22 protein-coding genes and 1 pseudogene are annotated in these 20,511 nt (G+C 63.6%); 5 read left to right on the forward strand and 18 right to left on the reverse strand.

Annotated elements, in window-relative coordinates; all coding sequences use genetic code 11:
* Window position 1: 1 nt before the first annotated feature.
* The 4 genes from ACFSOZ_RS28950 to ACFSOZ_RS28965 all read right to left on the reverse strand — a co-directional run bounded on the left by ACFSOZ_RS28950 (window position 2) and on the right by ACFSOZ_RS28965 (window position 4,601).
* Window positions 2–1,093 carry an ABC transporter ATP-binding protein gene (locus ACFSOZ_RS28950; RefSeq protein WP_379103679.1) on the reverse strand — a complete coding sequence of 364 codons (1,092 nt, stop codon included), beginning with the start codon at window positions 1,091–1,093 and terminating at the stop codon, window positions 2–4.
* Window positions 1,090–2,049, reverse strand: a complete 960-nt coding sequence (locus ACFSOZ_RS28955; protein ID WP_379103681.1) for a carbohydrate ABC transporter permease — start codon at window positions 2,047–2,049, stop codon at window positions 1,090–1,092. Before ACFSOZ_RS28955 ends, ACFSOZ_RS28950 begins: the two co-directional genes overlap by 4 nt.
* Window positions 2,046–2,906, reverse strand: coding sequence for a carbohydrate ABC transporter permease (locus ACFSOZ_RS28960; protein WP_379103683.1), 861 nt, complete (start codon window positions 2,904–2,906; stop codon window positions 2,046–2,048). Before ACFSOZ_RS28960 ends, ACFSOZ_RS28955 begins: the two co-directional genes overlap by 4 nt.
* An 81-nt stretch (window positions 2,907–2,987) precedes the next feature.
* Window positions 2,988–4,601, reverse strand: coding sequence for an extracellular solute-binding protein (locus ACFSOZ_RS28965; protein ID WP_379103685.1), 1,614 nt, complete (start codon window positions 4,599–4,601; stop codon window positions 2,988–2,990).
* 329 nt (window positions 4,602–4,930) lie between these two features.
* Here ACFSOZ_RS28965 and ACFSOZ_RS28970 point away from each other — a divergent pair, with 329 nt between their 5' ends.
* On the forward strand, window positions 4,931–5,959 hold the full coding sequence (locus ACFSOZ_RS28970) for a LacI family DNA-binding transcriptional regulator (RefSeq protein ID WP_379103687.1): 1,029 nt from the start codon (window positions 4,931–4,933) through the stop codon (window positions 5,957–5,959).
* A 52-nt stretch (window positions 5,960–6,011) separates the two neighbouring features.
* On the opposite strand, the gene ACFSOZ_RS28975 is transcribed toward ACFSOZ_RS28970, so the two are convergent.
* The 7 genes from ACFSOZ_RS28975 to ACFSOZ_RS29005 all read right to left on the reverse strand — a co-directional run bounded on the left by ACFSOZ_RS28975 (window position 6,012) and on the right by ACFSOZ_RS29005 (window position 12,639).
* Entirely contained in the window at window positions 6,012–6,464 is a 453-nt protein-coding gene (locus ACFSOZ_RS28975; RefSeq protein WP_379103690.1) for an aconitase X swivel domain-containing protein, read from the reverse strand.
* Window positions 6,461–7,711: an aconitase X gene (locus tag ACFSOZ_RS28980; RefSeq protein ID WP_379103692.1), complete on the reverse strand. Its 1,251-nt coding sequence runs from the start codon at window positions 7,709–7,711 to the stop codon at window positions 6,461–6,463. The genes ACFSOZ_RS28975 and ACFSOZ_RS28980 overlap by 4 nt, the downstream gene beginning before the upstream one ends.
* A gap of 71 nt (window positions 7,712–7,782) precedes the next feature.
* Window positions 7,783–8,850 (reverse strand): ABC transporter ATP-binding protein, encoded by a 1,068-nt coding sequence (locus ACFSOZ_RS28985; protein WP_379103694.1) that lies wholly within the window; start codon window positions 8,848–8,850, stop codon window positions 7,783–7,785.
* Entirely contained in the window at window positions 8,850–9,638 is a 789-nt protein-coding gene (locus ACFSOZ_RS28990; RefSeq protein ID WP_379103696.1) for an ABC transporter permease, read from the reverse strand. Before ACFSOZ_RS28990 ends, ACFSOZ_RS28985 begins: the two co-directional genes overlap by 1 nt.
* A complete protein-coding gene (locus tag ACFSOZ_RS28995; protein WP_378915563.1) occupies window positions 9,638–10,501 on the reverse strand; it encodes an ABC transporter permease in 864 nt (287 codons plus the stop codon). The genes ACFSOZ_RS28990 and ACFSOZ_RS28995 overlap by 1 nt, the downstream gene beginning before the upstream one ends.
* A gap of 67 nt (window positions 10,502–10,568) precedes the next feature.
* Window positions 10,569–11,630 (reverse strand): ABC transporter substrate-binding protein, encoded by a 1,062-nt coding sequence (locus ACFSOZ_RS29000; RefSeq protein WP_379103697.1) that lies wholly within the window; start codon window positions 11,628–11,630, stop codon window positions 10,569–10,571.
* Window positions 11,631–11,688: 58 nt separating this feature from the next.
* A complete protein-coding gene (locus ACFSOZ_RS29005; RefSeq protein ID WP_379103865.1) occupies window positions 11,689–12,639 on the reverse strand; it encodes a PfkB family carbohydrate kinase in 951 nt (316 codons plus the stop codon).
* Between ACFSOZ_RS29005 and ACFSOZ_RS29010 the strand changes: the two are divergent.
* Window positions 12,553–12,744: pseudogene (locus ACFSOZ_RS29010) on the forward strand (hypothetical protein); the annotation flags it as partial. The gene ACFSOZ_RS29005 and the pseudogene ACFSOZ_RS29010 overlap by 87 nt on opposite strands.
* Here the strand turns inward: ACFSOZ_RS29010 and ACFSOZ_RS29015 are convergent.
* The 3 genes from ACFSOZ_RS29015 to ACFSOZ_RS29025 all read right to left on the reverse strand — a co-directional run bounded on the left by ACFSOZ_RS29015 (window position 12,657) and on the right by ACFSOZ_RS29025 (window position 14,929).
* Window positions 12,657–13,697 (reverse strand): ADP-ribosylglycohydrolase family protein, encoded by a 1,041-nt coding sequence (locus ACFSOZ_RS29015; RefSeq protein ID WP_379103699.1) that lies wholly within the window; start codon window positions 13,695–13,697, stop codon window positions 12,657–12,659. The pseudogene ACFSOZ_RS29010 and the gene ACFSOZ_RS29015 sit on opposite strands and share 88 nt — an antisense overlap.
* Window positions 13,698–13,700: 3 nt before the next feature.
* Entirely contained in the window at window positions 13,701–14,426 is a 726-nt protein-coding gene (locus tag ACFSOZ_RS29020; RefSeq protein WP_379103701.1) for a GntR family transcriptional regulator, read from the reverse strand.
* Between the two features lie 230 nt (window positions 14,427–14,656).
* Entirely contained in the window at window positions 14,657–14,929 is a 273-nt protein-coding gene (locus tag ACFSOZ_RS29025; protein WP_379103703.1) for a DUF982 domain-containing protein, read from the reverse strand.
* Between the two features lie 71 nt (window positions 14,930–15,000).
* Between ACFSOZ_RS29025 and ACFSOZ_RS29030 the strand changes: the two genes are divergently transcribed.
* The 3 genes from ACFSOZ_RS29030 to ACFSOZ_RS29040 all read left to right on the forward strand — a co-directional run bounded on the left by ACFSOZ_RS29030 (window position 15,001) and on the right by ACFSOZ_RS29040 (window position 16,963).
* On the forward strand, window positions 15,001–15,258 hold the full coding sequence (locus ACFSOZ_RS29030) for a hypothetical protein (RefSeq protein ID WP_379103705.1): 258 nt from the start codon (window positions 15,001–15,003) through the stop codon (window positions 15,256–15,258).
* Window positions 15,259–15,417: 159 nt separating this feature from the next.
* Window positions 15,418–15,702: a hypothetical protein gene (locus ACFSOZ_RS29035; RefSeq protein WP_379103707.1), complete on the forward strand. Its 285-nt coding sequence runs from the start codon at window positions 15,418–15,420 to the stop codon at window positions 15,700–15,702.
* 190 nt (window positions 15,703–15,892) lie between these two features.
* Window positions 15,893–16,963, forward strand: a complete 1,071-nt coding sequence (locus tag ACFSOZ_RS29040) for a sensor histidine kinase (RefSeq protein ID WP_379103709.1) — start codon at window positions 15,893–15,895, stop codon at window positions 16,961–16,963.
* A 6-nt stretch (window positions 16,964–16,969) separates the two neighbouring features.
* On the opposite strand, the gene ACFSOZ_RS29045 is transcribed toward ACFSOZ_RS29040, so the two are convergent.
* From ACFSOZ_RS29045 to istA, 4 genes are all read right to left on the reverse strand, one after another.
* On the reverse strand, window positions 16,970–17,455 hold the full coding sequence (locus ACFSOZ_RS29045) for a pyridoxamine 5'-phosphate oxidase family protein (RefSeq protein WP_379103710.1): 486 nt from the start codon (window positions 17,453–17,455) through the stop codon (window positions 16,970–16,972).
* Window positions 17,456–17,580: 125 nt separating this feature from the next.
* Window positions 17,581–17,802: a hypothetical protein gene (locus tag ACFSOZ_RS29050; protein ID WP_379016657.1), complete on the reverse strand. Its 222-nt coding sequence runs from the start codon at window positions 17,800–17,802 to the stop codon at window positions 17,581–17,583.
* A complete protein-coding gene (istB, locus tag ACFSOZ_RS29055; RefSeq protein WP_206073656.1) occupies window positions 17,799–18,575 on the reverse strand; it encodes an IS21-like element helper ATPase IstB in 777 nt (258 codons plus the stop codon). Before istB ends, ACFSOZ_RS29050 begins: the two co-directional genes overlap by 4 nt.
* Entirely contained in the window at window positions 18,565–20,064 is a 1,500-nt protein-coding gene (istA, locus tag ACFSOZ_RS29060) for an IS21 family transposase (RefSeq protein WP_095085188.1), read from the reverse strand. The genes istB and istA overlap by 11 nt, the downstream gene beginning before the upstream one ends.
* Between the last annotated feature and the right edge of the window lie 447 nt (window positions 20,065–20,511).

Consider the following 20,511-nt stretch of genomic DNA (forward strand, 5'->3'; position numbering starts at 1 on the left):
CTCAACCTGCCTTGATCGCACGGCCGGTCGCGGCGTCGAAGACACGCACCGACGACGCGGCGGGGGCGACGACGGCGGTGTCGCCGATCGCCAGTCCGACATCATTGTCGAACACCGTCTTTACCGCGCTTTCGCCCTCGCCGAGATGAACGATAGTGCGCGCACCGATCCGTTCGACGAAACTCACCGGCATGGCGAGGCCTCGCCCGTCTTGCACCAGCGACGCCTGTTCGGGCCGAAATCCGTAAAGCACCTCGCCGCGCGCGCCACGCATGGCCGCCGCGAGCGCGTCCGGCAGCGGCGGGGTGATGCCCAACGGCCCGAGATCGACGACCAGCCCACGATCGCTCTCCGCCGGCCTGCCCTTGAGCAGGTTCATGCCCGGCGCGCCGATGAAGCGAGCGACGAAGACATTGACTGGATCGTTATAGACCTCGAGCGGCGTGCCGACCTGCTGCAGCACGCCGTGATCCATAACAGCGATGCGGTCGGCCATGGTCATCGCCTCGAGCTGGTCGTGGGTGACATAAACCATCGTCTGCTTGAACTGGCGCTGCAGCTGCTTCAGTTCGGTGCGCATGACGGCCCGGAAAGCGGCGTCGACATTGGAAAGCGGCTCGTCGAGCAGGAAGATCGCCGGCTCCATGATCGCCGAGCGGCCGATCGCCACCCGCTGCAATATGTTGACCGACAGCCGATCGGCTTTGCGGTCGAGCAGCGGCGTCAGCTGCAGCATCTCGGCAATGGCGCCGACGCGGCGGTCGATCTCGGCCTTCGCGGCACCACGCATCTTCGGCCCGTAGGCGAGGTTCTGGCGCACCGTCATATGGGTGAAGATGGCATAGTTCTGGAAGACGAAACCGACGCCGCGCCGCCCCATCGGCACGCCGGCCATGTCGCGCTCGCCGAACAGGATCTTGCCGCCGGTCGGCTCCTCCATGCCGGCGATCATGTTCATCGTCGTCGACTTGCCGCAGCCCGAAGGCCCAAGCAGCGCCATGAACTCGCCGTCCGATATGGCAAGATCCATGGTCTTCAGCGCGGTGAAGTCGCCGAACTTCTTGACCAGGCTCTGCAGGTGGATGGCACTCATGCCGGCACCTCGCGCGACCGCGCCATGCGCTTCATGGCCAACACCGCGACGATGGACAGCACGATCAATATGGCCAGCGCGATCGCCGCCACATAGCCCCAGATCAGGTCCTGTGTGGTGAGCTTGTAGATGTAGACGGAGATGGTTTCGGTGGCGACGCCGGGGCCGCCGCCGGTCATGATGTAGAGCGTGTCGAAGATCTTGAAGTTCTCGATCACCCTGATCGCCAGCGCGATGATGATGATCGTCTTCATCTTCGGCAGCACGATGGTGACGAAGCGCTGCCACGGATTGGCGCCGAGCAGCGTCGCCGCCTTGATCTGATCCTCCGGCACGCCGACCAGGCCGGCAAGCAGGATGAGGAACATCAGCGGGGTCCACTGCCAGATGTCGGCGACCATGACTGCAAACAGCGCCAGCGTCGGATCCGACAGCCAGGCAATGGTGACGGGAGAGCCGTTGAGCGACGACAGGATATCGTTCACCGGCCCTCCCGACTGGAACAGCATGAAGAACATGTAGCCGGCCACCGCCGGCACAACCATCATCGGCATCAGCAGGATCGAGTAGAAGATGCGTTTGCCGGGAAAATCGTCGGCAAACAGCGTCGCCAGCGCCAGCCCGAGCAGGAACTCCGCGGGCACGCAGACGATCATGACGATAGCGGTGCGCTTCAGCGCGCTCCAGAAGCGCGCGTCGGCGGCAAGGTCGGTGTAGTTGGCGAAGCCGTTCCACAGCGACCAGGCGTTCCACCAGCCAAGGCCCGACAGCGGCGACCAGTCGGTGATGCTGATGTAGAGCTGCATCAAAAGCGGGAAGGCCGAGATGAACAGCACGAGGATCTGCGCCGGCAGGGTCAGCCGGAAGCCGAGCTTTGCCCCTTCGTCGCGCAGGACCGGTCTTGCCTGGACGGTTTTCATCGCGTCCTCTGAAATCGTAGCCATCACCGCGCTCATTGCTTGAGCGCCCCGAAAGTCAGCCCGCGCACCAGATGGCGCTGGATGGCGATGCCCATGATGACGGGCGGCACGGCGGCGATGAGGCCAAGGGCTGCCTTGGCGCCATAGAGCTGCCCGGTCATCGAGGACGACAGCGAAGCCATGTAGACCGGGATCGTCACCCATTCGCGCGTCGTCAAAAGCAGCGCGATCAGATAGTCCGACCAATTGAGGATGAAGACGAAGAGCGCGGCACTGGCCAGCGGCGCGCGCATCATCGGCAGCGTGATGCGGGTGAAGACGCGCAGCCGCGAACAACCTTCGACCAGTGCGGCCTCCTCGATCTCGCGCGGCATGTCGTCGAAGAAGGTCTTCATCAGCCAGAAGGCGAAAGGCAAGGTGACGATGCCGTAGATCAGCGACAGCCCCCACCAGCTGTCGGTGAAATTGAGGAAGGCCCACATGATCATCACCGGGATCATGACCGCCATCGGCGGAAACAGCCTGAGCTGGATCAGCGCCAGCGGCAGGTTCTGGCCCGAGCCGAAACGTGACAGGCCGTAGGCGGCGGCCGTACCCGCCGACATGGCGATCACCGTACCGAACACCGCCGACAAGAGCGACGACAGGATCGGCTTCAGCGCTGTGCGGTCGAGCGCGACGATCAGATTGTTGGTGGATTCGCCGAAGACGAAACGGAAATTGCTGAGCGTCGGGTTCTTCGGCCACCATGTCAGGTCGGCACCGGTCGCCGACCATTCGGCGATCGGCTTGAAGGCCATCGACACCATCCACAGGATCGGCACCAGCGTCACCGCCATGGCCGCGAGGATCGCGGCGTAGCGGAATATCTCGAAAGGGATGGAACGCTTCATCTGGCGGCTTTTCTGGTGGCGTTGCGGGCAGAGGGGAGAAGCAAGCTCCTCCCCTCCTTCGATGTGATCCTGGGAGAAGGATCAGGCGATTGGATCGAGAACTGTCGGCCAGGCCTCCTTGTTGGACTTGATGGCTTCGAGCAGCTTGTCCTCGCCGGTGCGCCGGGCGATCTTCTTCCACTCGACTTCGGTGTCGGCCATCGCCTGATCGGCGGTCTTGGCCTTGGTCAGTGCCGCCATGAGGTTCTCGTCCAGCGCATTGTGGAAGGCAGTCGCGCCGGGATAATTGATGGTCGGCACCGTCCGCGCCACCGTCTCGCGCACAATGTCCATGTGGTAGGCATGGTAGGTCTGGCGGACCAGCGGATCGGAGAAATCCGAAAGCCGGAACGGATCCAGATAACCGCCGGGATTGGCGCTCATCCAGGCGTAGATGCGGGCGGAGCCCAGCCATTGCAGCAGGAGATAGGCGACCTCCTGGTTCTTCGACTGTGACGAGACCATGCCGGTCAGCGAGAACCAGAGGACGGAACGGCTGATCAGCTTGCCGTCGATCTCGCGTCCGGGCGGCAGCATCGAACCGATCTTGCCGGTGACAGCTGAATCCTTGTTGCCGGCATTGTCGAGGAATTTCGGCAGGTTGGAGAAGGCGCAGGTCATCGCCGCACCACCCTTGGCGAAATTGCCATACTGCTCAGGCCAGCCCCACGAGATCGCATCCGGCGAATGATGCGACAACGATGCGATATATTCGTTGGTGGCGGCGATGCCTTGCTCCGAATTGATCAGCGGCTTGCCGTCATCGCCAAACAGGAACTGGTTGGGCGAAGCCATCGAGACATAGCGCTGGTACCAGTTGGTGTAGCCCCAGCCCTGGTTGCGCAGGTCGGTCGAGCCGAACAGGCCCTTGTCCGGGCGCTGGAAGAAGGCGGCGATGTCGCCGTGCTGCTTCCAGGTTTTCGGCGGCGCCAGATCGTAACCATACTTGTCCTTGAAGGCCTTCTTCTCGGCCTCGTCGCCGAACAGGTCGGTGCGGTAGACCCAGGTCTGGAAGTCGCCGTCCAGCGACACGCCATAGTTCGAGCCGCGATATTTGTTGAGCAGCGACACGCCCTTGGCGCCGTTGACATAGCCGGTCACCGGATCGTCACACTCAGGCTTGTACTGCGCGACAAAGTCGTCGAGCTTGGCGATGCCGCCGGTTTCGGCGAGGTCGCCGAGGCGGTTCCATTCGGTCGAGTAGATGTCGTAGGCCCCACCCTTGGTGGAGATGTCCTGCATCGTCTTGGTGAATTCCTGGCCGTTCGGCAGGCCGACGATTTCGATCGGAATGCCGGTTTCCTTTTCCCACAGATCCTTGATCGACGGCGCGCCGGCCGGGAACGGCTGCGTCAGTTGGCCGATCGAACCGTCCGACAGGCCAAGCACGATCTTGGCCGGTGCCTTGCCGGCACCCTTCAGCGCCTTGGCCGCCTCGATGGCGCGGCCTTCCGGCGTGTCGGCGCCATACTGGTAGTGCTCGGCTCCATCGAAGCCCGTCGGGCCGCCGATCATGCCTGGCGCCAGCGCGTCGGCCGCATAGGCGCGGCTCGGACGAATGAATTTCGGTGCAATACCAGCGGCGGCCATGATCACGGCCGCTTTTCCTCCGGACGCCAGCAAGCGGCGCCGCGACATGCGGATCAAGTCAGACATTGAACTCCTCCCTCAGGGTCACGTTTCCTCCACGACCCGATGAGGGATATTGACGGCAGCATGGTAAGGCTGTCAACATCATAAATACTCAAAACACATCACAACATTGCAAACAGGGCAGAGAAATGCGTCATACTGGGATCCATGCCTCGCTCCTGATGCCTCGATTTGATGGAAAACGCATCTTGCCAGTCCCATGCGGCCCTGCCGGACGATTTGATTTAGCCCGACGGCTTGCACATCGGCCAAGGGCGGATACATCATTTCCCATCAGAATCGCGAATGGCAGAGAAGCCAGCCGACCTGACGCATGCAGGAGATGAAAGACGGTGCGGTCCACCCTGACTGACATAGCCCGGGAAGCCGGTGTCTCGGCCGCCACGGTCGACCGAGTGCTCAACAACCGCCCCGGCGTGCGGGCGCGCACGCGCGAAATCGTGCTCGAAATGGCGCAGCGGCTCGGCTACATCGCCGAAAGCCCGAACGGGGCGCCGCCGCGGCATTTGCCTGGCGATGTCATCCGGCTCGACTTCGCGCTGCCGGCCGGCACCAATTCCTTCATCAAGATGCTGCACCGCCAGATCGAGGCGCAGGCGCAGTCACGGCCCGACCTCGATGTGCACATCGCCACCATCGAAGGTTTCAACCCGGACGGCCTCGCCCGCCTGCTGCAGGAATTGCGCGGACGGACGCAAGGCGTCGGCGTCATCGCGCTCGACCATCCGACGGTGCGCGAGGCGATCCGCTCGCTGTCAGCCAACGACATCAAGGTGGTGACCATCGCCTCCGACATCCTGCATGTGCCGAGGGTTGCCTATATCGGCATCGACAACCGCGCCGCCGGGCGGCTGGCCGGCTATCTGCTCAACCGCTTCATGGGATCGGGGCGTCCGGGCAAGGTGGCGCTGTTCGCCGGCTCGCTGTCCTATCGCGGCCATGAGGAACGCGAGATGGGGTTCCGCCATATCCTGACGGAGGAATCGCCCAATCTGCAGATCGTCGAGATGCGTGAAATGCTCGACGACCGCGAAAAGGCCTATTTGGAGGCGTCCGCCCTGCTGGAGCGGCATCCCGACCTTGCCGCGATCTACAATGTCGGCGCCGGCAACACCGGCATTGCCCGGGCGCTCAAGGAGCGCGGCCGCGCGCAGTCCATGGTCTTCCTCGGCCATGAGGTGACCGACGGCACCAAGGACCTTCTGCTCGATGGCACGCTCGACGCGGTCATCGACCAGAACCCTCGCGTCGAGGCCCGTGAGGCGCTCAACACCTTGACCCATGCGGTCAGGGGACTGCCCTATGAACTGCACCAGCCAAGGCTGCAGGTGATCTTCAAGGAGAATATCCCGGAGATCTGACCCAGCCGAGCGGGGCAGCGCTGCAAAGGCCCGCCCCATCAGATGCTTCCACTCAGTCTGGGAGACTCCCGATGCTGACAATCGCCCGGCCATCCGCTCCGAGGCCGACCGCGATACGGTCACCGGAAGCGATGCCACCGATATCGCACACCACCAGCGGCATGCGGATGTCGTAGAGGAATTCGGCGACGATGGCGCCCACCGCAATGATCGGGTCCGGCCGCTCCAAAAGAATGCCGGCCGGCGCCGTTCCCCTGCGGATCGCCTCAGCCAGGACCGAGGACGAGGACGACGAGCCGCGCCCGCTCGGCAGGACCAGGATCCTGCCGGCGACATTCTGGCCGAGACCGGGATGCGAATGATCCGTTATGTCGCCGGTCTCGGCGTCGACGCCGCCCCAGAAGCTGAGTGGCTGCGAAAACACCAGCGCCTGGCCCGAAGCCTCGCCGGCCAGTTGGAAAGTGCCTGACCGCTCGATGGCCCTCGTTTCCACTGGCTGCGTCATGAGGCGCTCCGCACGACATGCCCGACTGCTGCGGAGCGGATGCAATCCTTCATGTCGGCGAAGGCGACGGACACGCCGATATTGCCCGGCGCATAATGCGCCCATTTGCCGGAATTGGTCATCACCACGCCGTCGAGGCGCTCGAGGATCGAGGTGACATAGGTACAGGTGTCGGCGACCGGGATCAGTCCGAAGGCCTCCATGCCGGCCAGCGCGCCCTCCTCCTGCAATCGCGTCAGCGTTGCGCGGCCAGTGTTGACATAGATCGGGATGCGCCTGCCTGGCGCGACCTCGCGAAGCAACAGCAACAGGCGCATCCATTCCTCATGGGAGAAATGCGGCGTGCCGAGCGATACGGCCGAAAGCGGCGCGCCATCGGGCACACTCGAGAGCTTCGCCAGCGCGTGATCGATGTCGGCGCGGGTGATGCGGATCGTCTCTTCCGGCGCATGGCCCTGGAACGCCTCGTCGAGCGTTCTTGCTTCCGGCGTGATGCCGACCGCATGGAACAACGCCACCGCGCCGGTGGTTGCCGCGGCGGCGCCCAGCGCCTTCAGCTGGTCCTCGTCGCGCGGCTGCGGCAAGCCTGCAATGACCGAAATGCGGTCGCCGCTCGCTTGCCCGACGATCAGTCCGACGCCGACGAACAGGCTGTCGCTCGGTTCCGGCTCGGCAACGGCCAGTTCGAACAGGATCCGGCCGCGCCGGTTCTTGCTCAGATGCAGCCCCCAGGCCGGCGCGCGTCCGGTCATGGCGCAGCACAGGTCGATGAAATCACCGTAGCGGTTGGTGCGGGCGCCGATCACCGAATTGGCAAAGACGATGGCGTTGGATTCGCCCCAGGCGATCTGCTCGCCGAAGCGTGGCCGGAACCGCGTCTGATAGGGCGCGCAGGTGAACGTCGCCTGACAGCCAAGCTCCAGATGCGCCTTCATCAGCCGCCGCGCCGGCACCTCTTCCGCCGCCGGCATCTTCACCATGCCGGGATGGATGAGATCGAACGAGCCGACATTCAATGTCGTCGGCACCCGGACACGGCCGCCGCCCTCGACCAGCCGTTCGACGAAATCGAGCCCGGCCTTGCCGTGGTAGAGACAACCATCGATATGGGCGCCGGCAATATCGAGCAGGCTGCCCGCCCCGACCGCATTGGAAAATGCGACCAGGATCTTCATCGCGGCGGCTGCGGACGGGCCACGCTCGCCGTCGCGCATGGATCGGTCCTCGGCCGTCAATTCCAGCGTCATCGATGTGCTCCGGGCTCGTGCCCGGTTATGCTGTCCCTGATTACGGACAGTCTGGCAAGACCCAGCAAGTGTCAGTTTGCTGCTATCAGCACGGTGCTCTCCGGCGACCAGCGCAGCACCACGTCCTGCCCCTCCGCCAGCCGCTCGATGCCGGTGTTCTGCACGATGACCTTGAGCGTTTGGCCGGCACGCTCGACGAAGTAAGTGCTGTTGTTGCCGGCGAAGATGCGTTTCGACACTTGCCCCCGCAGCACATTCGCATCCGCGGCATCCGAAGCCCCGGCATCGGTGGCGATGCGGATCCGCTCGGGCCGCACGGCGCAGCTCGCCTTGGCACCGGCGGCAAGCTTGGCACCGGCGCCGGCAGCAATCGCCGTGCCGTCCGCCAGTCGGATGCCGTTGCCGGTCGTGTCGCCGCGAAAGATGTTGGCGTCGCCGAGGAAGGTGGCGGCGAATTCGCTCTTCGGCCGGTCGTAGATCTCCTCGGGCGGGCCTTCCTGCACCAGCCTGCCGTCGCGCAAGATGCCGATGCGGTCGCTCATCGTCAGCGCTTCTTCCTGGTCGTGGGTGACGAAGATGGTGGTGATGCCGATCTCGCGCTGGATGCGCTTCAGCTCGATCTGCATGTCGACGCGCAGCGCCTTGTCGAGCGCGCCGAGCGGCTCGTCGAGCAGCAGCACGCGCGGTTTGGTGACGATGGCCCGTGCCAGCGCCACGCGCTGGCGCTGGCCGCCTGACAATTGATGCGGTCGGCGGCCGCCGAGCTTGCCGAGTTGCACGAGGTCGAGCGCGCGCTGTACCTCGGCGGCAATCACCGTCTTGGCCTCGCCGCGCACCGACAGGCCAAAGGCGACATTGTCGGCAACGCTCATATTGGGAAACAGCGCGTAGTTCTGGAACACCATGCCGATGCGCCGCTTCTCGACCGGTACCCGCTCGACGCTCTCGCCGCCGATCGCAATGCGGCCACTGTCGGGAAAGTCGAACCCGGCGATCTGCCGCAGCAGCGTGGTCTTGCCGCTGCCCGACGGTCCAAGCAGCGCATAGAAGCCGCCGTCGGCGAAATCGATGGAGACGTCGTCCAGCGCCTTGTGCGCACCAAAGCTGCGCGACACATTCGATACCTGCACGCCAGCCATTACTTCTCTCCGCCGAATTTGAAGAACCGTGCCGTGAGCAGCATCAGCGCCATCGACACGACAATGATGATCGTCGAGACCGCATTGATCTCGGGCGTGAAACCTTTGCGGATCGCCGCGTAGATTTCGACCGGCAGCGTCGTCTGGCCCGGCGTCGCCAGGAAATAGGACACCACGAACTGGTCGAACGACACCGCGAAGGCGAACAGCCCGCCGGCAATGACGCCGGGCATGATCCACGGGAGCGTGACGCGCCGCGTCACTTGCCACTGGTTGGCGCCGAGCGAGCGCGCCGCCTCTTCCAGTTCCGGCGCGAAGGTCTGCAGCCGGGCCGAGACGACGACGATGACATAGGGCAGCGCCAGCGCGACATGGCCGAGCAGGATGGCATGCAGGCCGCGGCCGATGCCGACGCCGAAGAAGAAGATCAGCATCGCCGTGCCGGTGATCAGCCACGGAATGGCGATCGGCGGAAACAGCAGCGCCTGCAGGAATTTCTTGCCGCGAAATTCATAGCGATAAAGCGCCAGCGACGCCGCCGAGCCGAGCACCGTGCAGATGATGGTGGTGATGATGGCGATCTCGACACTGTTCCAGGTGGCGGCAATCAGCTGATCGTTCTGCCACAGCGATGCGTACCATTCAGTCGTCCATTCGAACGGCAGTTGGTAGAAGGGCGAGACGTTGAACGACATCAGCGCCATGATGATGATCGGCAGATAGAGGAAGGCGAGCAACAGCCAGATGTAGAGGCGGCCGACCCATTCCAGGATGCGGGTCGTCGCCATCACGCAGCCCTCTTCAGCACCGGCGAGGCCACCGCCAGGATAACCAGCACGACGGCCAGCAGGATGAAGGAGAGCGCCGCGCCCAGCGGCCAGTTGAACACCGCCACGAACTGGTCCTCGATCACCGTGCCGTAGAAGGTGCCAGTGCGGCCGCCGAGGATGCGCGGTTCCATGAACGAGCCGACAACCGGCACGAAGATGAGTGCGGCACCCGCCACCAGTCCGGGCATGGAGAGCGGGATGATCACCCGCTTCAACACCTGCAGCCGCGAGGCGCCAAGCGAGCGTCCGGCCTCGATCAGCGAGTCGTCGATCGCCTGCAGCGTGAGGTAGCAGGTCAGCACCATGTAGGGCACGTAGGAATGCACCAGCCCGATGATCACGGCTGGATAGGAATACATCAGGTCGATGTTGATCTTGAACGGCAGCACCGCGTTGAGCGCCGTGTCGAGGATGCCGCCTTCGCGCAGCACCATCGCCCAGGAGAAGATGCGCACCAGCCCGTTCGACCAGAACGGCAGGATGACCAGCAGGAAGATCGCCTCGCGGCTGCGGCCCTTCAGCACCTTGGCCAGCACATAGGCAGCCGGGTAGCCGATGACGATGCACCACAGCGTCACCTCGAGGCCGAGGCGCAGCGAGGCGAGCAGCAGCGTCAGATAGAGGCTTTGCGAGAAGAAGGCGGCATAGTTGCCGAGCGTGAACGCCCACGGCTTTCCCGACAGCGGCAGCTCGGTCATGAACGAGAAGAAGACCATCGCCGACAGCGGCAGGAAGATTGCCACCGTCAGCCAGAGATAGGCTGGTGCCAGCAGCGGCAATGCCGATCTCAGCCCGCTTCGCGACGCTGTCGCAGCTGCCATGATACGCTCCTCCCCAGGATTGAAAGGGCCAGCCGGCGCGAACCGCCGGCTGGCCCGGACGCGAGCTTTACTTCACGTCGACCTTGAGCTGCTGCCAGAGCGCCAGATAGGCTTCGCGCTGTGCGTCGGTGATCGGCGCCTGGAACTGGATGCGCTTGGCCACTTCGGGGTCGCCCATCACCTTGCGGTTGAAGGCATCCTCGGGCAGCGCTTCCACCGCCTTGGTGTTCGCCGATACCGGCGCGCCGACCTTGGTGACCCATTCGACATAGAATTTCGGGTCGATCATGTAGTTGATGAAGGCCTCGGCGCCGGCGACGTTCTTGGCGCCAACCGGAATGGAAAAGGCGTCGAGCCAGGCGACGGCGCCTTCCTGCGGAACAACCAGCGCGACCGGCAGCTTGAAGTGGGTCTTGGCGCGGTCGGCCGAGCCGCTCCAATAGGTGCCGATGTCGATCTGGTTGGATGCGACCATCTGGTTCCAGTCGTTCTCCGAGCTCCAGAACGTCTTGATCTGCGGCATCAGCGAGGTGAGCTTCGCCTTGACGGCGTCCATATCCTTGATGTCGTTGATGTTCTGGCCGGTGGCGATGGCGCCGAACTGCACCGCCTCGACGGCATCGTCACGAATGACGACACGTCCCTTGTGGGCGGCGTCCCACATCTCGGCGATGCTGGTTGGCGGCTTGTCGAAGGATTTCTCGTTGATGGCGAGCGCCGTCAGGCCCCACACCCACGGCACGCCATAGACCTTGCCGTCATGGACGAGCATTGGCGATCCCGCCTTGTCCTTGCTGATGTCGGCGTAGTTCGGCAACTTGGACGTATCGATCGGCTGGATCAGCTTTCCGTCCATCGCCTGGTCGTTGAAGGCGGCATTGATCATGACGACGTCGTAGAGGCCGGGATTGGTCCGGATCTTGGTCAGCATCTCCTGTTCGGAATTGAAGAAGTCGTTGATGACCTTGTTGCCGGTGGCCTTTTCGAAAGCCGCGACGGCCCACGGCTCGTCGGTGCCGTAGCCTTTCCAGTTGAGCACATGCACGTCGTCGGCCTTGGCGGCGAACGCGAGTGCGGAGGTGAAGACGGCGGTCGCCGTCAGCAGAGCAGTCAAGTCAGGCATGCGCATGGTTGGTTCCTCTCTGTGGGTTTGCCCGCTTTCCCGGGCTTGTCAGGCTTTCTGGCAGTTATGCATTGGCCTTCTGTGTCCGGCCTGCGCGCGACGGGTCGGCGGCATGGCTCAGGAATGTCTGGATTTCGTGATCGGCCGGCGCCGACGAGCCGCCATGGCGGGTGACCGAAATGGCCGCCGCCGCATTGGCGTAGCGCGCTGCCTCGAAGGGCGGGATGCCGCGCGCCATGGCGCTGACGAAGGCGCCGATATGACTGTCGCCGGCGCCATTGGTGTCGATGGCGTCAACCTTGAATCCGGCGATGGCCTGCGCTGTTCCGTCGGCCAGCCGCACATGGCAGCCCTTGGCGCCGGCGCGGATGACCACGCCCGCTGCCTTCGGGCAGTGAACGTCCAGCAGCCACGCGGCGACCGTTTCAACGTCGCCCGAACCGGCGATCTCGGCCGCTTCCGTCGTGTTGCAGCTCAGCCAGGTGGTGCGGGCGAGCACCCGCGACAGGATGGGGCGCGGAATGTCCGATATCACCGGCGTCGGATCGAAGACGAAGGGAATGCCTGCCGGCAGTGCCTCGATCCAGTCGGTGAGCGCGTCGCGGCTTGCCGGATAGCTCAGCGTGTAGCCGGAGGTGAACACCCAGTCCCCCGGCGCGACCACCACGGGCTCCATCATGTCGAGGCTGAGCACGCTCTCCGCACCTGGCCAGGACACGAAGGTGCGTTCGGCATCGGCGCTGATCATGGCGACGCAGTTGCCGCTGTCCATGACAGGTGATGACGGCGTCAGCGTCTCGATGCCTTCGCTGGCGAAGGCGGCACGCAAGAAATCGCCATTCGGTCCGCTGCCGAGCTGGCCGCCGAACACCACCTTCATGCCGGTGCGGGAGGCCGCGACCATCATGTTGAAGCCGCCGCCGGCGACCTGGGCGAAGCTCGATGCGGTCTTCTCAGCGCCAGGCGCCGGCAAGGCATCGATACGGTAGACATAGTCGACCACGGCGCTGCCGATATGGACGAGGCGCCCGCTCATGCCGCTGCGTCCTTGCCGGAGCCGGTTTTCGCCACCCTTGCCGCCACGAGATCGGCGGCAAGCGTGCGAACCTCTGACATGTCGATGCCGACGAGCCTGGCGATGTGCTGTTGCGGCAATCGGGAAAAGCCGGTGCAGGCGCCGGCCATGCCCGCCGCGACGGCGCCGATCGTGTCGGTGTCGCCTCCGAGATTGGCGCTGATGACCGCCGCTTGCCATGGATCGCCGCCGGCGACTTCCAGCACCGCGAAGGCGGCCGGAACCGATTCCTGGCTGGCGACGCCGGTGCCGACCAGCTCGGTGATCAGCCGGATCGCATCCTTCAGCGCCTTGCCACGCACGATATCCTGCGCCCACACGATGCGCGCGGCGATGTCGCCGCCTGTCACCCAATTGCCGAGCGTCGCCCCTCGCCTCGCCGCCGCAACGGCGCTGTCGGACGCGGCGCGCCAGCCGCCGCCGGCGACGCCGCAGCTGACGGCGGCAGCGACGGCGGCGGCCGAAGCGATGGCGATAGACGTGTTGTGCGTCGCTCGGCAGGTCTCCGCCACCTTGGCGACCAGCGCGTCGAGCGGCTCCAGCGGCATCATGATGCCGACAGGGGCAATACGCATGGCCGCACCATTGGTGTCGCCGCCGCGCCCGGCCTCTTCCGCTGGCACGCCATTGTTGATGGCGTCGATGGCGCGCTTGGTCGACGGCCCTAGCAGATCGTAGCTGCCGCGCGCCTTGACCTCGCGCTCCCAGTCGAGCAGCGCGTTGACCCAGCGCGCATGGTCGAAGCGGTCGCCGGACTCCACCAGGATGCGGCCAAGCAGCAGCGCCTGTTCGGTGTCGTCGGTGACGGTGCCGGCCAGAAGCCCTTTCGACACCGGGTGGTCGGCAACCGGGGCGACGAAATCGTCGACATGGCCATAGAGCTCGGCGATGCGGGCCGGCGACAAAAGCTGCGTCGGCATGCCCAGCGCATCGCCGATCGCCCCGCCGACAAGTGCGCCCATGGCGCGGTCGATCGCCTTGCTGGTTGCATCCGACATCGCTCAGAACCTCATATGCAGCGCGAAATGCGCCGGGTTGAGCAGGCTGGTGACATATTCGATAGGCCGGTCATCGGCGGCGCGGGTCAACCGGCGACCGCGCAGGAACGGCGTGCCTTGCGGACAGCCGAGGATGCCGGCATCCTCGGCATTGAGCATCTCGATCTCCACCCATTCCTCGCCATGGTCCGCAATGAGACCAGCGTCACGCAGCGTCTGGTGCAGCGAACCCTCGCGCAGGCCGCGCAGCGGCACGTCCTCCAGTTCCGGCGACAGCGGCAGCCGGCTGCGCTCGATGGAAATCGCATGGCCATCGCTGGCGTTGGTGCGCACCCGGTCGACGGCAATGAAAAACGGGCTTTCAATGCCGAGCCAGGCGGCCAGGTCGGCGTCCTCGATCACCTCCAGCCGCAGTGTCCGCGTCTCGGCATTGGCGCCCGCATCGGCGAGCGACCGCGACCAGCCGATCGCATCGTCGACTGGCTTGCCATCGAAGGTGACGAAGGAGCCGATGCCGACCTTGGTGGTGATCAACCCGCGGCTGGACAGTTCCTCGAGGCCCTTGCGGACCGTGTTGCGGCTGACGGAGAATCGCTGGACCAGCTCGTTCTCGCTTTGCAGGCGGTCGCCGAAACCGAGTACGCCGGAGCGGATTTCGTGCTCCAGGACGGTAGCGATCTGCTCGGGCTTGCCCGTGCCAGGAGACAGTTGAACCGCGCGCCGCTTCATATGCGTACCTGTCTAGTGAACCTGTATAGTCCTGTTCAATATATGGATGTCGATACCGTGTCAACGGCATGCCGAAGGCAAGCCCTGCCGGTGCTGAATGGTGCGGAAATTCCTGCGAGGCGTCGACCGGCGGGCAATCTGGACTTCGAAAAAACCGACCTGAACGCCGAAAAGACCGCAATCAATCAAGAGGATAGAGCCAGGTCTTGATGCAATTTTGGCCGGAAAGGCTATGGCATCGAGACTTCACGGGGTTCAACGAGGATGTCTGCCTCGATCGCGGCGCTGATGAACGCTGCCCGTGCCGCCGAGGCTTCTTTCTTGCCCTCAAGCACGGCCAGGCAGACCTTGCGGGCAGCCATGTGCCTTTGCCCTGTCGCAACCGGCCAGCGGTTCATCAGAATATCGGCGGCCTGAGCGACCCGCTCCACATTGAAGATCGAGTTTCGCGATCGGCCGAGCGCGATCCTGACCGGCTCATCGAAACGCTGGTCTCGCACCACGCCACCTCCCGAAATCGAACGTGCCGACCCAATTTCCTGTATTGTGATAGGTTCCGGAAGAAAGGTGCAAGATGTCCGATTCAAAAGGCCAGAAAAGTCCCAAACTGATCGTCGTGGTCGCGTTCGATCGCGGTGAGGATGGCGAATTGTTTCCAGCCTTTGGACCCGCCGACCAGCAGAGCGAGGACCGGGCCATCCGCACCGCCAGGGCTCTGGCGGCAAAACATGCCGGCGTCATCGCCTGGAGTCGCGAGGCGGACCCGGCGCTTGGCGAGTACGGCCCGCCGAACACACTGTTCGTCAGCGGCGACGTGCCTGACATGGAGTAGTCGACTGCTACAGATCCAGTTGACTCGGCGGCGTTCCACACAGGGTCGGTAAAATAAAACGTCATTTTAATATATATTCATCTCAAGGAACTGTTTTCTCTCGATCCCGTTAATCAGCAGGTCGTTTATTCTAATGACCTCACAGAGAGGAATCCCCAGATGAACTTCAAGATGCTCACGATGGGCGCGATGGCGCTTGCGATGATGACTGGCTCAGCTCTTGCTGGCAAAACGTCCGCGCTCGACGATCCGGCGAAGATGTCGCCCTTCTTCACCGATGCCGGCATGAAGACCATGAAGTCAGACGCGGAATTCAAGACCGCCTGGATGGCCATGAAGGAAGAAGACCGCGCAGGCATGATGAAGGAATGTGGCGACGAGGCCATTGCCAAGTCGCATGACAATTTCTGCAAGATGACCAAGCAGCTCGGCGGCGCGAACTGACACAACACGATTTGGGTGCATGCCTGGATAGAACAGCTGGATGAAGGCGGGCCAAATGCCCGCCTTTTTTCAGCGGAGATGCGAGACATCACATCACCGTGCCCGCGGATTCACTTCGCGACAGCGGCCGGGCAAATGTGTAGTGTTCCTGTTTGGAGTGGCAGAACGCCGCTCATTTGGCTTTGTGCCCATGTTTCAACCCATTGCGAATATCGAGGACGCACAGACGCTGGCGCAGGCGATCGTCAACACGATCACCGAGCCGTTTCTCGTCCTCGACGAGCAGTTTCGCGTACTGGCGGCCAGCCGCTCCTTCTACAAGACATTTGAAGTCGACCCCGCCCAGACCCAGGGCTCGCTGCTCTACGCGCTCGGCGACGGTCAGTGGGATATTCCAGCACTTCGCTTGCTGCTGGAGACGATCATTCCCGAGAAGACCGCCATGGACGGCTTCGAGGTCGAGCATGATTTCCCGCGCATCGGCCGCCGCACCATGCTGCTCAACGCCCGCAAGGTGCTTTACGACCACAGTCCGGCCATCACCATCCTTCTCGCCTTCAACGACATCACCGCCCGTCGGGTGATCGAGCGGGAAAAGGAAGAACTGCTCAGCCGCACCGAGGATCTGCTTCGGCAGAAGGACGTCCTGCTGCGCGAGATGGAGCATCGGGTCGCTAACAGCCTGCAGATCATCGCCAGCATCCTGTTGCTGAAGGCACGCTCGGTCACGTCGGAAGAGACGCGCCAGCATCTCAAGGACGCCCACCAGCGCGTTCTGTCCGTGGCAGAGGTGCAACGCCATCTCCACACCTCGGCCGGTATCGACGAGATCGATGTCGGCTCCTATCTTTCGAAACTGTGCGGAAGCCTTGCTTCGTCGATGATAGGCGAAGCCCGGCCGATCGACGTTACCGTTACAGCCGAAGGCGGCAGAATGGACTCGCAGCGCGCCGTCAGCCTCGGCCTGATCGTCACCGAACTCGTCCTCAACGCCATCAAGTATGCCTTCCCCAAGGAGAAGACCGACGCCCGCATCCAGGTGAGCTACGAGACCGCGGGCAGCGACTGGAAACTGACGGTTTCGGACAATGGCGTCGGCAAGATCGCCAACGACGTACCGGCTACCGGCCTTGGAACAGCCATCGTCGAGGCGCTGGTCAAACAGCTCGAGGCCAAGGTGGAAGCCATAAGTGACACCGACGGCACCAGCGTGTCGGTAACCCGGGCGACATTCACCTCGCGGGTGCCGCGAGCAGCGTAAAAACCGCTACCATGATGCCTGCCTGCCGGATATCGCCTCGATCCTGATCTGATAGAAGAGATGGCTGCCCGAAACCGCTGGCGCAGCGCCTGGCTTCAGGGCTCCCGGTTCCCACCAGTTCGGATGCTTTGCAAGAAGCGACCAGGCAAATTTGCGCTCGCTGTCGATCGTGGCAGTCATCCTTTCGGCTCCGGCAGCGCTATCATCCAGGTCCGGCCCTTTGGGCAATTCCTCGAAGAGGCCGTCCACGACGACGCTTCTCCAGCCGTGCGGGCCACCGACATCATCGACCTGCAGACAGACGTGGGGGTTGACCTGCATCCACTCGACCTTTCTGCCGGGAAGCGTGAAACTGCAAATGGAGTTGTCGCCGAAGGCAAAATGGATCGGCACCACATAGGGTCTGAGGTCGCGCACACAGGCCAGGCGGCCAAGGCGTTGCGTCTTCAGCAGGGCGACGCAATCCAGCCGCGTCATCTCCGTGACGTTCATCGCGATCCTTCTTTCTGTGTTGATGGCTTTTCAAAAGCGCGTCTAAACGACGACAAGCGTTTGGTGCTTGTGGACGGAACAAAAAGGCGGCCTTTGCAGGCCGCCGAGTGTGGAGGATGTGTGCTTTAGAGCGAGGACGGGGTTTTTTCGATATCGCTGTGATCGGTCGGTGTTCGTTGCTGCTCCTGGATAAGTTCCTGGAGTTGGACGCCGTAGTGAGACCAGATGCTATCGGCGAGATCGTTGAGGAGCTCGAAGACAGCGAGCGCCTGTTCGGGTGTCCATTCGGGATTGATGAGGAAGTGGATACCACGACTGAGGCCGGACGGTTGAGGATCTGGTTTCATGCTGCGGGCACCTTTTCGCCGGAGGAGCGGCTGGTGCGTTTTTCGCGCTGTGCCTTTGATCGCTCGGCCGCTTCCTTGAAGCGGTAGGAATCGCCTTCGATGGAGATCACCTCGGATCGGTGCATGAGGCGGTCGACGAGGCTGACGACGCAGGCGGCATTGGGAAAGACCTCCGACCAATCAGCGAAGGGTCTGTTGGTGGTGATGATGGTTGAGCGTTTTTCGTAGCGCCGGCTGATGAGTTCGAACAGCAGGTCCGCATGACGGTTCGAGTAGGACAGATACCCGACCTCGTCGATCGCAAGAACGTCGGCGGCGGCGTAGTGGTGAAGGCGTCGGCGCAAGGCTGCGTCGCTGTCGAGGGCGGCGAGTTCGCCGAGCATCTCGCTGGCGGTTCGGAAGACGACGGTGTGACCGCAGATGAGCGCCTGGTGAGCGACATTGCGAGCAAGTGTCGATTTCCCGACGCCGTTGGGGCCGATAAAGACGATGTTGGCGGCATCGTTCATGAAGGACAGGGTCATCAGATCCTCGACGGCGGCGCGGTCGATGCGGCGAGGCCAGTGCCAGTCATAATCGGACAGTTGCTTGAAGTGGCCGAGCCTGGCGGCACGCGTGCGTCGCCGCATCGAACGGTCGGAGCGCTCCTCTTCTTCCCATTGAAGGACGGCGGCCAGCCAGTCCGCGTCAGCGATTTCGTCCCAATGGGTGATCAGGCCATTGAGGCGCAACGCCTTGGCCCGGTTGAGCAGGATGTCGGGATTATTCATCATCTTTGCCTCCAAGGGTCAGTTGGTCGTAGCTGTCGAGGCGATGCGGCCGTACCGTCGTATCCTTGCGCCGCACGTGTTCGGGCAGGCTCGTTTCGACCGGCGGCGGAGCACCGCGGGCGACCCGGCGGCGTTCCAGTACGTCGCGAACCGACCTCGAATGGGAGGCGCCGGCATGCAAAGCTTCCTCGACGGCGGCCTGCAGTTCCTGCGCGCCGTACAGGTCAAGCAGTTTCAGCAACGCGTTTGTGATCGCACCGATATTGGAGCCACGCTCGGCGGCCCGGATCATCAGGGTCTGGCAGGCCGGCACGGCGCGGGTCAGGCTGTTGAGGCCGCGATGCTGGCGCGCCTCGCGCTTGATTGCGACGAGTGCCTTGAGGTGCTGAGGGTCCTCGATCTGCTGGTCGCGATCATAGCTGCGACGGTGACTGGCGATCATCTTTGCGCCGTCGAAGACGCGGACCAGGCCGAGATCGGCGCGCACGCTGAGCGTGCGCCGGACATGAGCATGCGGTACCGAGTAATCGTTGAGGTCGAAGCGCACATAGGGCGTTTTGCCAACCTTGGCGGCGACCTGCTCCTCGACGGGGTATGGGTTGGCGGGCAGCGGCAGAAGCAGTGGCTGCTCTTGCGCAAACGCCTGGCGGACCGTCATCGTCCGGTCCTCGGGGCATGGCCGGTCGGCTGCCTGGTTGCGGCACCACTGTTCGGCCTGGGCGTTCAGATCGTCGAGATCGGTGAACTTGCGGGCGATGAAGAATGCTTCCCTTATATGCCGTATGGCGCGCTCGACGCGGCCTTTTTCGTTGCCCCGGGCAACCGCGACAGGACGTGGCTCGAACCGATAGAAGCCGGCGAAGGCAAGCAGCGTCGGATGGAAGCGGATCGCATCGCCCTGGCGCTCGAGCACCGCACTCTTGAGATTGTCGTAGAGCAGGACCCTGGGCAGCCCGCACCATGTGTTGAACGCGCCGACGTGACCGCGCAGGAAGTTTTCCATGCGCGCGTCGAGGAAGAAGCGCAGGTAGATGTCGCGTGAGTAAGAAAGCACCATCACGAACGCCATGAGCGGCCGGCGGGCGTTGCCGATCTCGATGTGACCGAAGTGGGCCCAGTCGACCTGTCCCTGCTCGCCCGGCAATGTGCGCAGCCGCAGGAACGCCTCGGCCGGCTTGCGGGGACGGTGCAGGGCGACCAGGTGCCGAAAGTGCGTCGGCAAGCCCCGGTAGCCGCGCTCGCGCACCATCGCATAAAGGCGGCTGGCGGTCAGCGAGGGGAACTTTTCCAGCGTCTGCTCAATGAATGGAAGATACGGGTCAATGATTGAGGCTCTCTGCAGCGGCTTGTGCCGGGGCAATCCCGCCTGGGCCAGAACGCGATGCACCGTCGTGTGATGGACATGCAATTGCCTGGCGATGGTGCCGCAGCGCCACTTCTCGGCGTGATACAGGCGCAGGATCTGCGCTTCCAGTTCGGGGCTGATGGTCATGATACGGGCTCTCCGTCTGCGTAGTCAGCTTCACGGGCATAACGAGGCCCCCGGCGACGCACGAAGCCGGTGCGAACGAACGGCGACAGTCGACAGTCGCAGCGCCGACAGCACGGCGTGGGCATGACCGATGTCGTCGCCCGCCCGGCGACGTCAGCAAAAGCAGCGACGACATCGTTCGAGGGACTGACCAGTAGTGAACCGGCAGGAGATGCAGGTGGAGAATGATGCGTCACTTTATTGTGCCGAGCCCGATATCGTCGGGCCCGGACCGCATGAGCCAGGCGTCCCCGGCGGCTGCGCTGATAACGTCGCCCCGCCTCGCGCACACTCTCGCGGCGGGCAGCACGGGCGCAGTCCTGGCCGCAGTAGCGCTGTCCCCGGTCGCAGCTGCGGCAGATCGTTACCTGCGAACGGCAGCGGCCGCACAGAAAGAAGCGGCCCATG

The sequence above is a fragment of the Mesorhizobium newzealandense genome, assembly GCF_042682145.1.
GTDB classification, from domain to species: Bacteria; Pseudomonadota; Alphaproteobacteria; order Rhizobiales; family Rhizobiaceae; genus Mesorhizobium; species Mesorhizobium newzealandense.

Bases quoted from the DNA above. Each gene is read 5' to 3' on its own strand.
- ACFSOZ_RS28950 (WP_379103679.1), bottom strand. From the start codon at position 1,093: ATGAGTGCCATCCACCTGCAGAGCCTGGTCAAGAAGTTCGGCGACTTC.
- ACFSOZ_RS28955 (WP_379103681.1), bottom strand. From the start codon at position 2,049: ATGAGCGCGGTGATGGCTACGATTTCAGAGGACGCGATGAAAACCGTC.
- ACFSOZ_RS28960 (WP_379103683.1), bottom strand. From the start codon at position 2,906: ATGAAGCGTTCCATCCCTTTCGAGATATTCCGCTACGCCGCGATCCTC.
- ACFSOZ_RS28965 (WP_379103685.1), bottom strand. From the start codon at position 4,601: ATGTCTGACTTGATCCGCATGTCGCGGCGCCGCTTGCTGGCGTCCGGA.
- ACFSOZ_RS28975 (WP_379103690.1), bottom strand. From the start codon at position 6,464: ATGACGCAGCCAGTGGAAACGAGGGCCATCGAGCGGTCAGGCACTTTC.
- ACFSOZ_RS28980 (WP_379103692.1), bottom strand. From the start codon at position 7,711: ATGACGCTGGAATTGACGGCCGAGGACCGATCCATGCGCGACGGCGAG.
- ACFSOZ_RS28985 (WP_379103694.1), bottom strand. From the start codon at position 8,850: ATGGCTGGCGTGCAGGTATCGAATGTGTCGCGCAGCTTTGGTGCGCAC.
- ACFSOZ_RS28990 (WP_379103696.1), bottom strand. From the start codon at position 9,638: ATGGCGACGACCCGCATCCTGGAATGGGTCGGCCGCCTCTACATCTGG.
- ACFSOZ_RS28995 (WP_378915563.1), bottom strand. From the start codon at position 10,501: ATGGCAGCTGCGACAGCGTCGCGAAGCGGGCTGAGATCGGCATTGCCG.
- ACFSOZ_RS29000 (WP_379103697.1), bottom strand. From the start codon at position 11,630: ATGCGCATGCCTGACTTGACTGCTCTGCTGACGGCGACCGCCGTCTTC.
- ACFSOZ_RS29015 (WP_379103699.1), bottom strand. From the start codon at position 13,697: ATGTCGGATGCAACCAGCAAGGCGATCGACCGCGCCATGGGCGCACTT.
- ACFSOZ_RS29020 (WP_379103701.1), bottom strand. From the start codon at position 14,426: ATGAAGCGGCGCGCGGTTCAACTGTCTCCTGGCACGGGCAAGCCCGAG.
- ACFSOZ_RS29030 (WP_379103705.1), top strand. From the start codon at position 15,001: ATGTCCGATTCAAAAGGCCAGAAAAGTCCCAAACTGATCGTCGTGGTC.
- ACFSOZ_RS29035 (WP_379103707.1), top strand. From the start codon at position 15,418: ATGAACTTCAAGATGCTCACGATGGGCGCGATGGCGCTTGCGATGATG.
- ACFSOZ_RS29040 (WP_379103709.1), top strand. From the start codon at position 15,893: ATGTTTCAACCCATTGCGAATATCGAGGACGCACAGACGCTGGCGCAG.
- ACFSOZ_RS29045 (WP_379103710.1), bottom strand. From the start codon at position 17,455: ATGAACGTCACGGAGATGACGCGGCTGGATTGCGTCGCCCTGCTGAAG.
- ACFSOZ_RS29050 (WP_379016657.1), bottom strand. From the start codon at position 17,802: ATGAAACCAGATCCTCAACCGTCCGGCCTCAGTCGTGGTATCCACTTC.
- istB (WP_206073656.1), bottom strand. From the start codon at position 18,575: ATGATGAATAATCCCGACATCCTGCTCAACCGGGCCAAGGCGTTGCGC.
- istA (WP_095085188.1), bottom strand. From the start codon at position 20,064: ATGACCATCAGCCCCGAACTGGAAGCGCAGATCCTGCGCCTGTATCAC.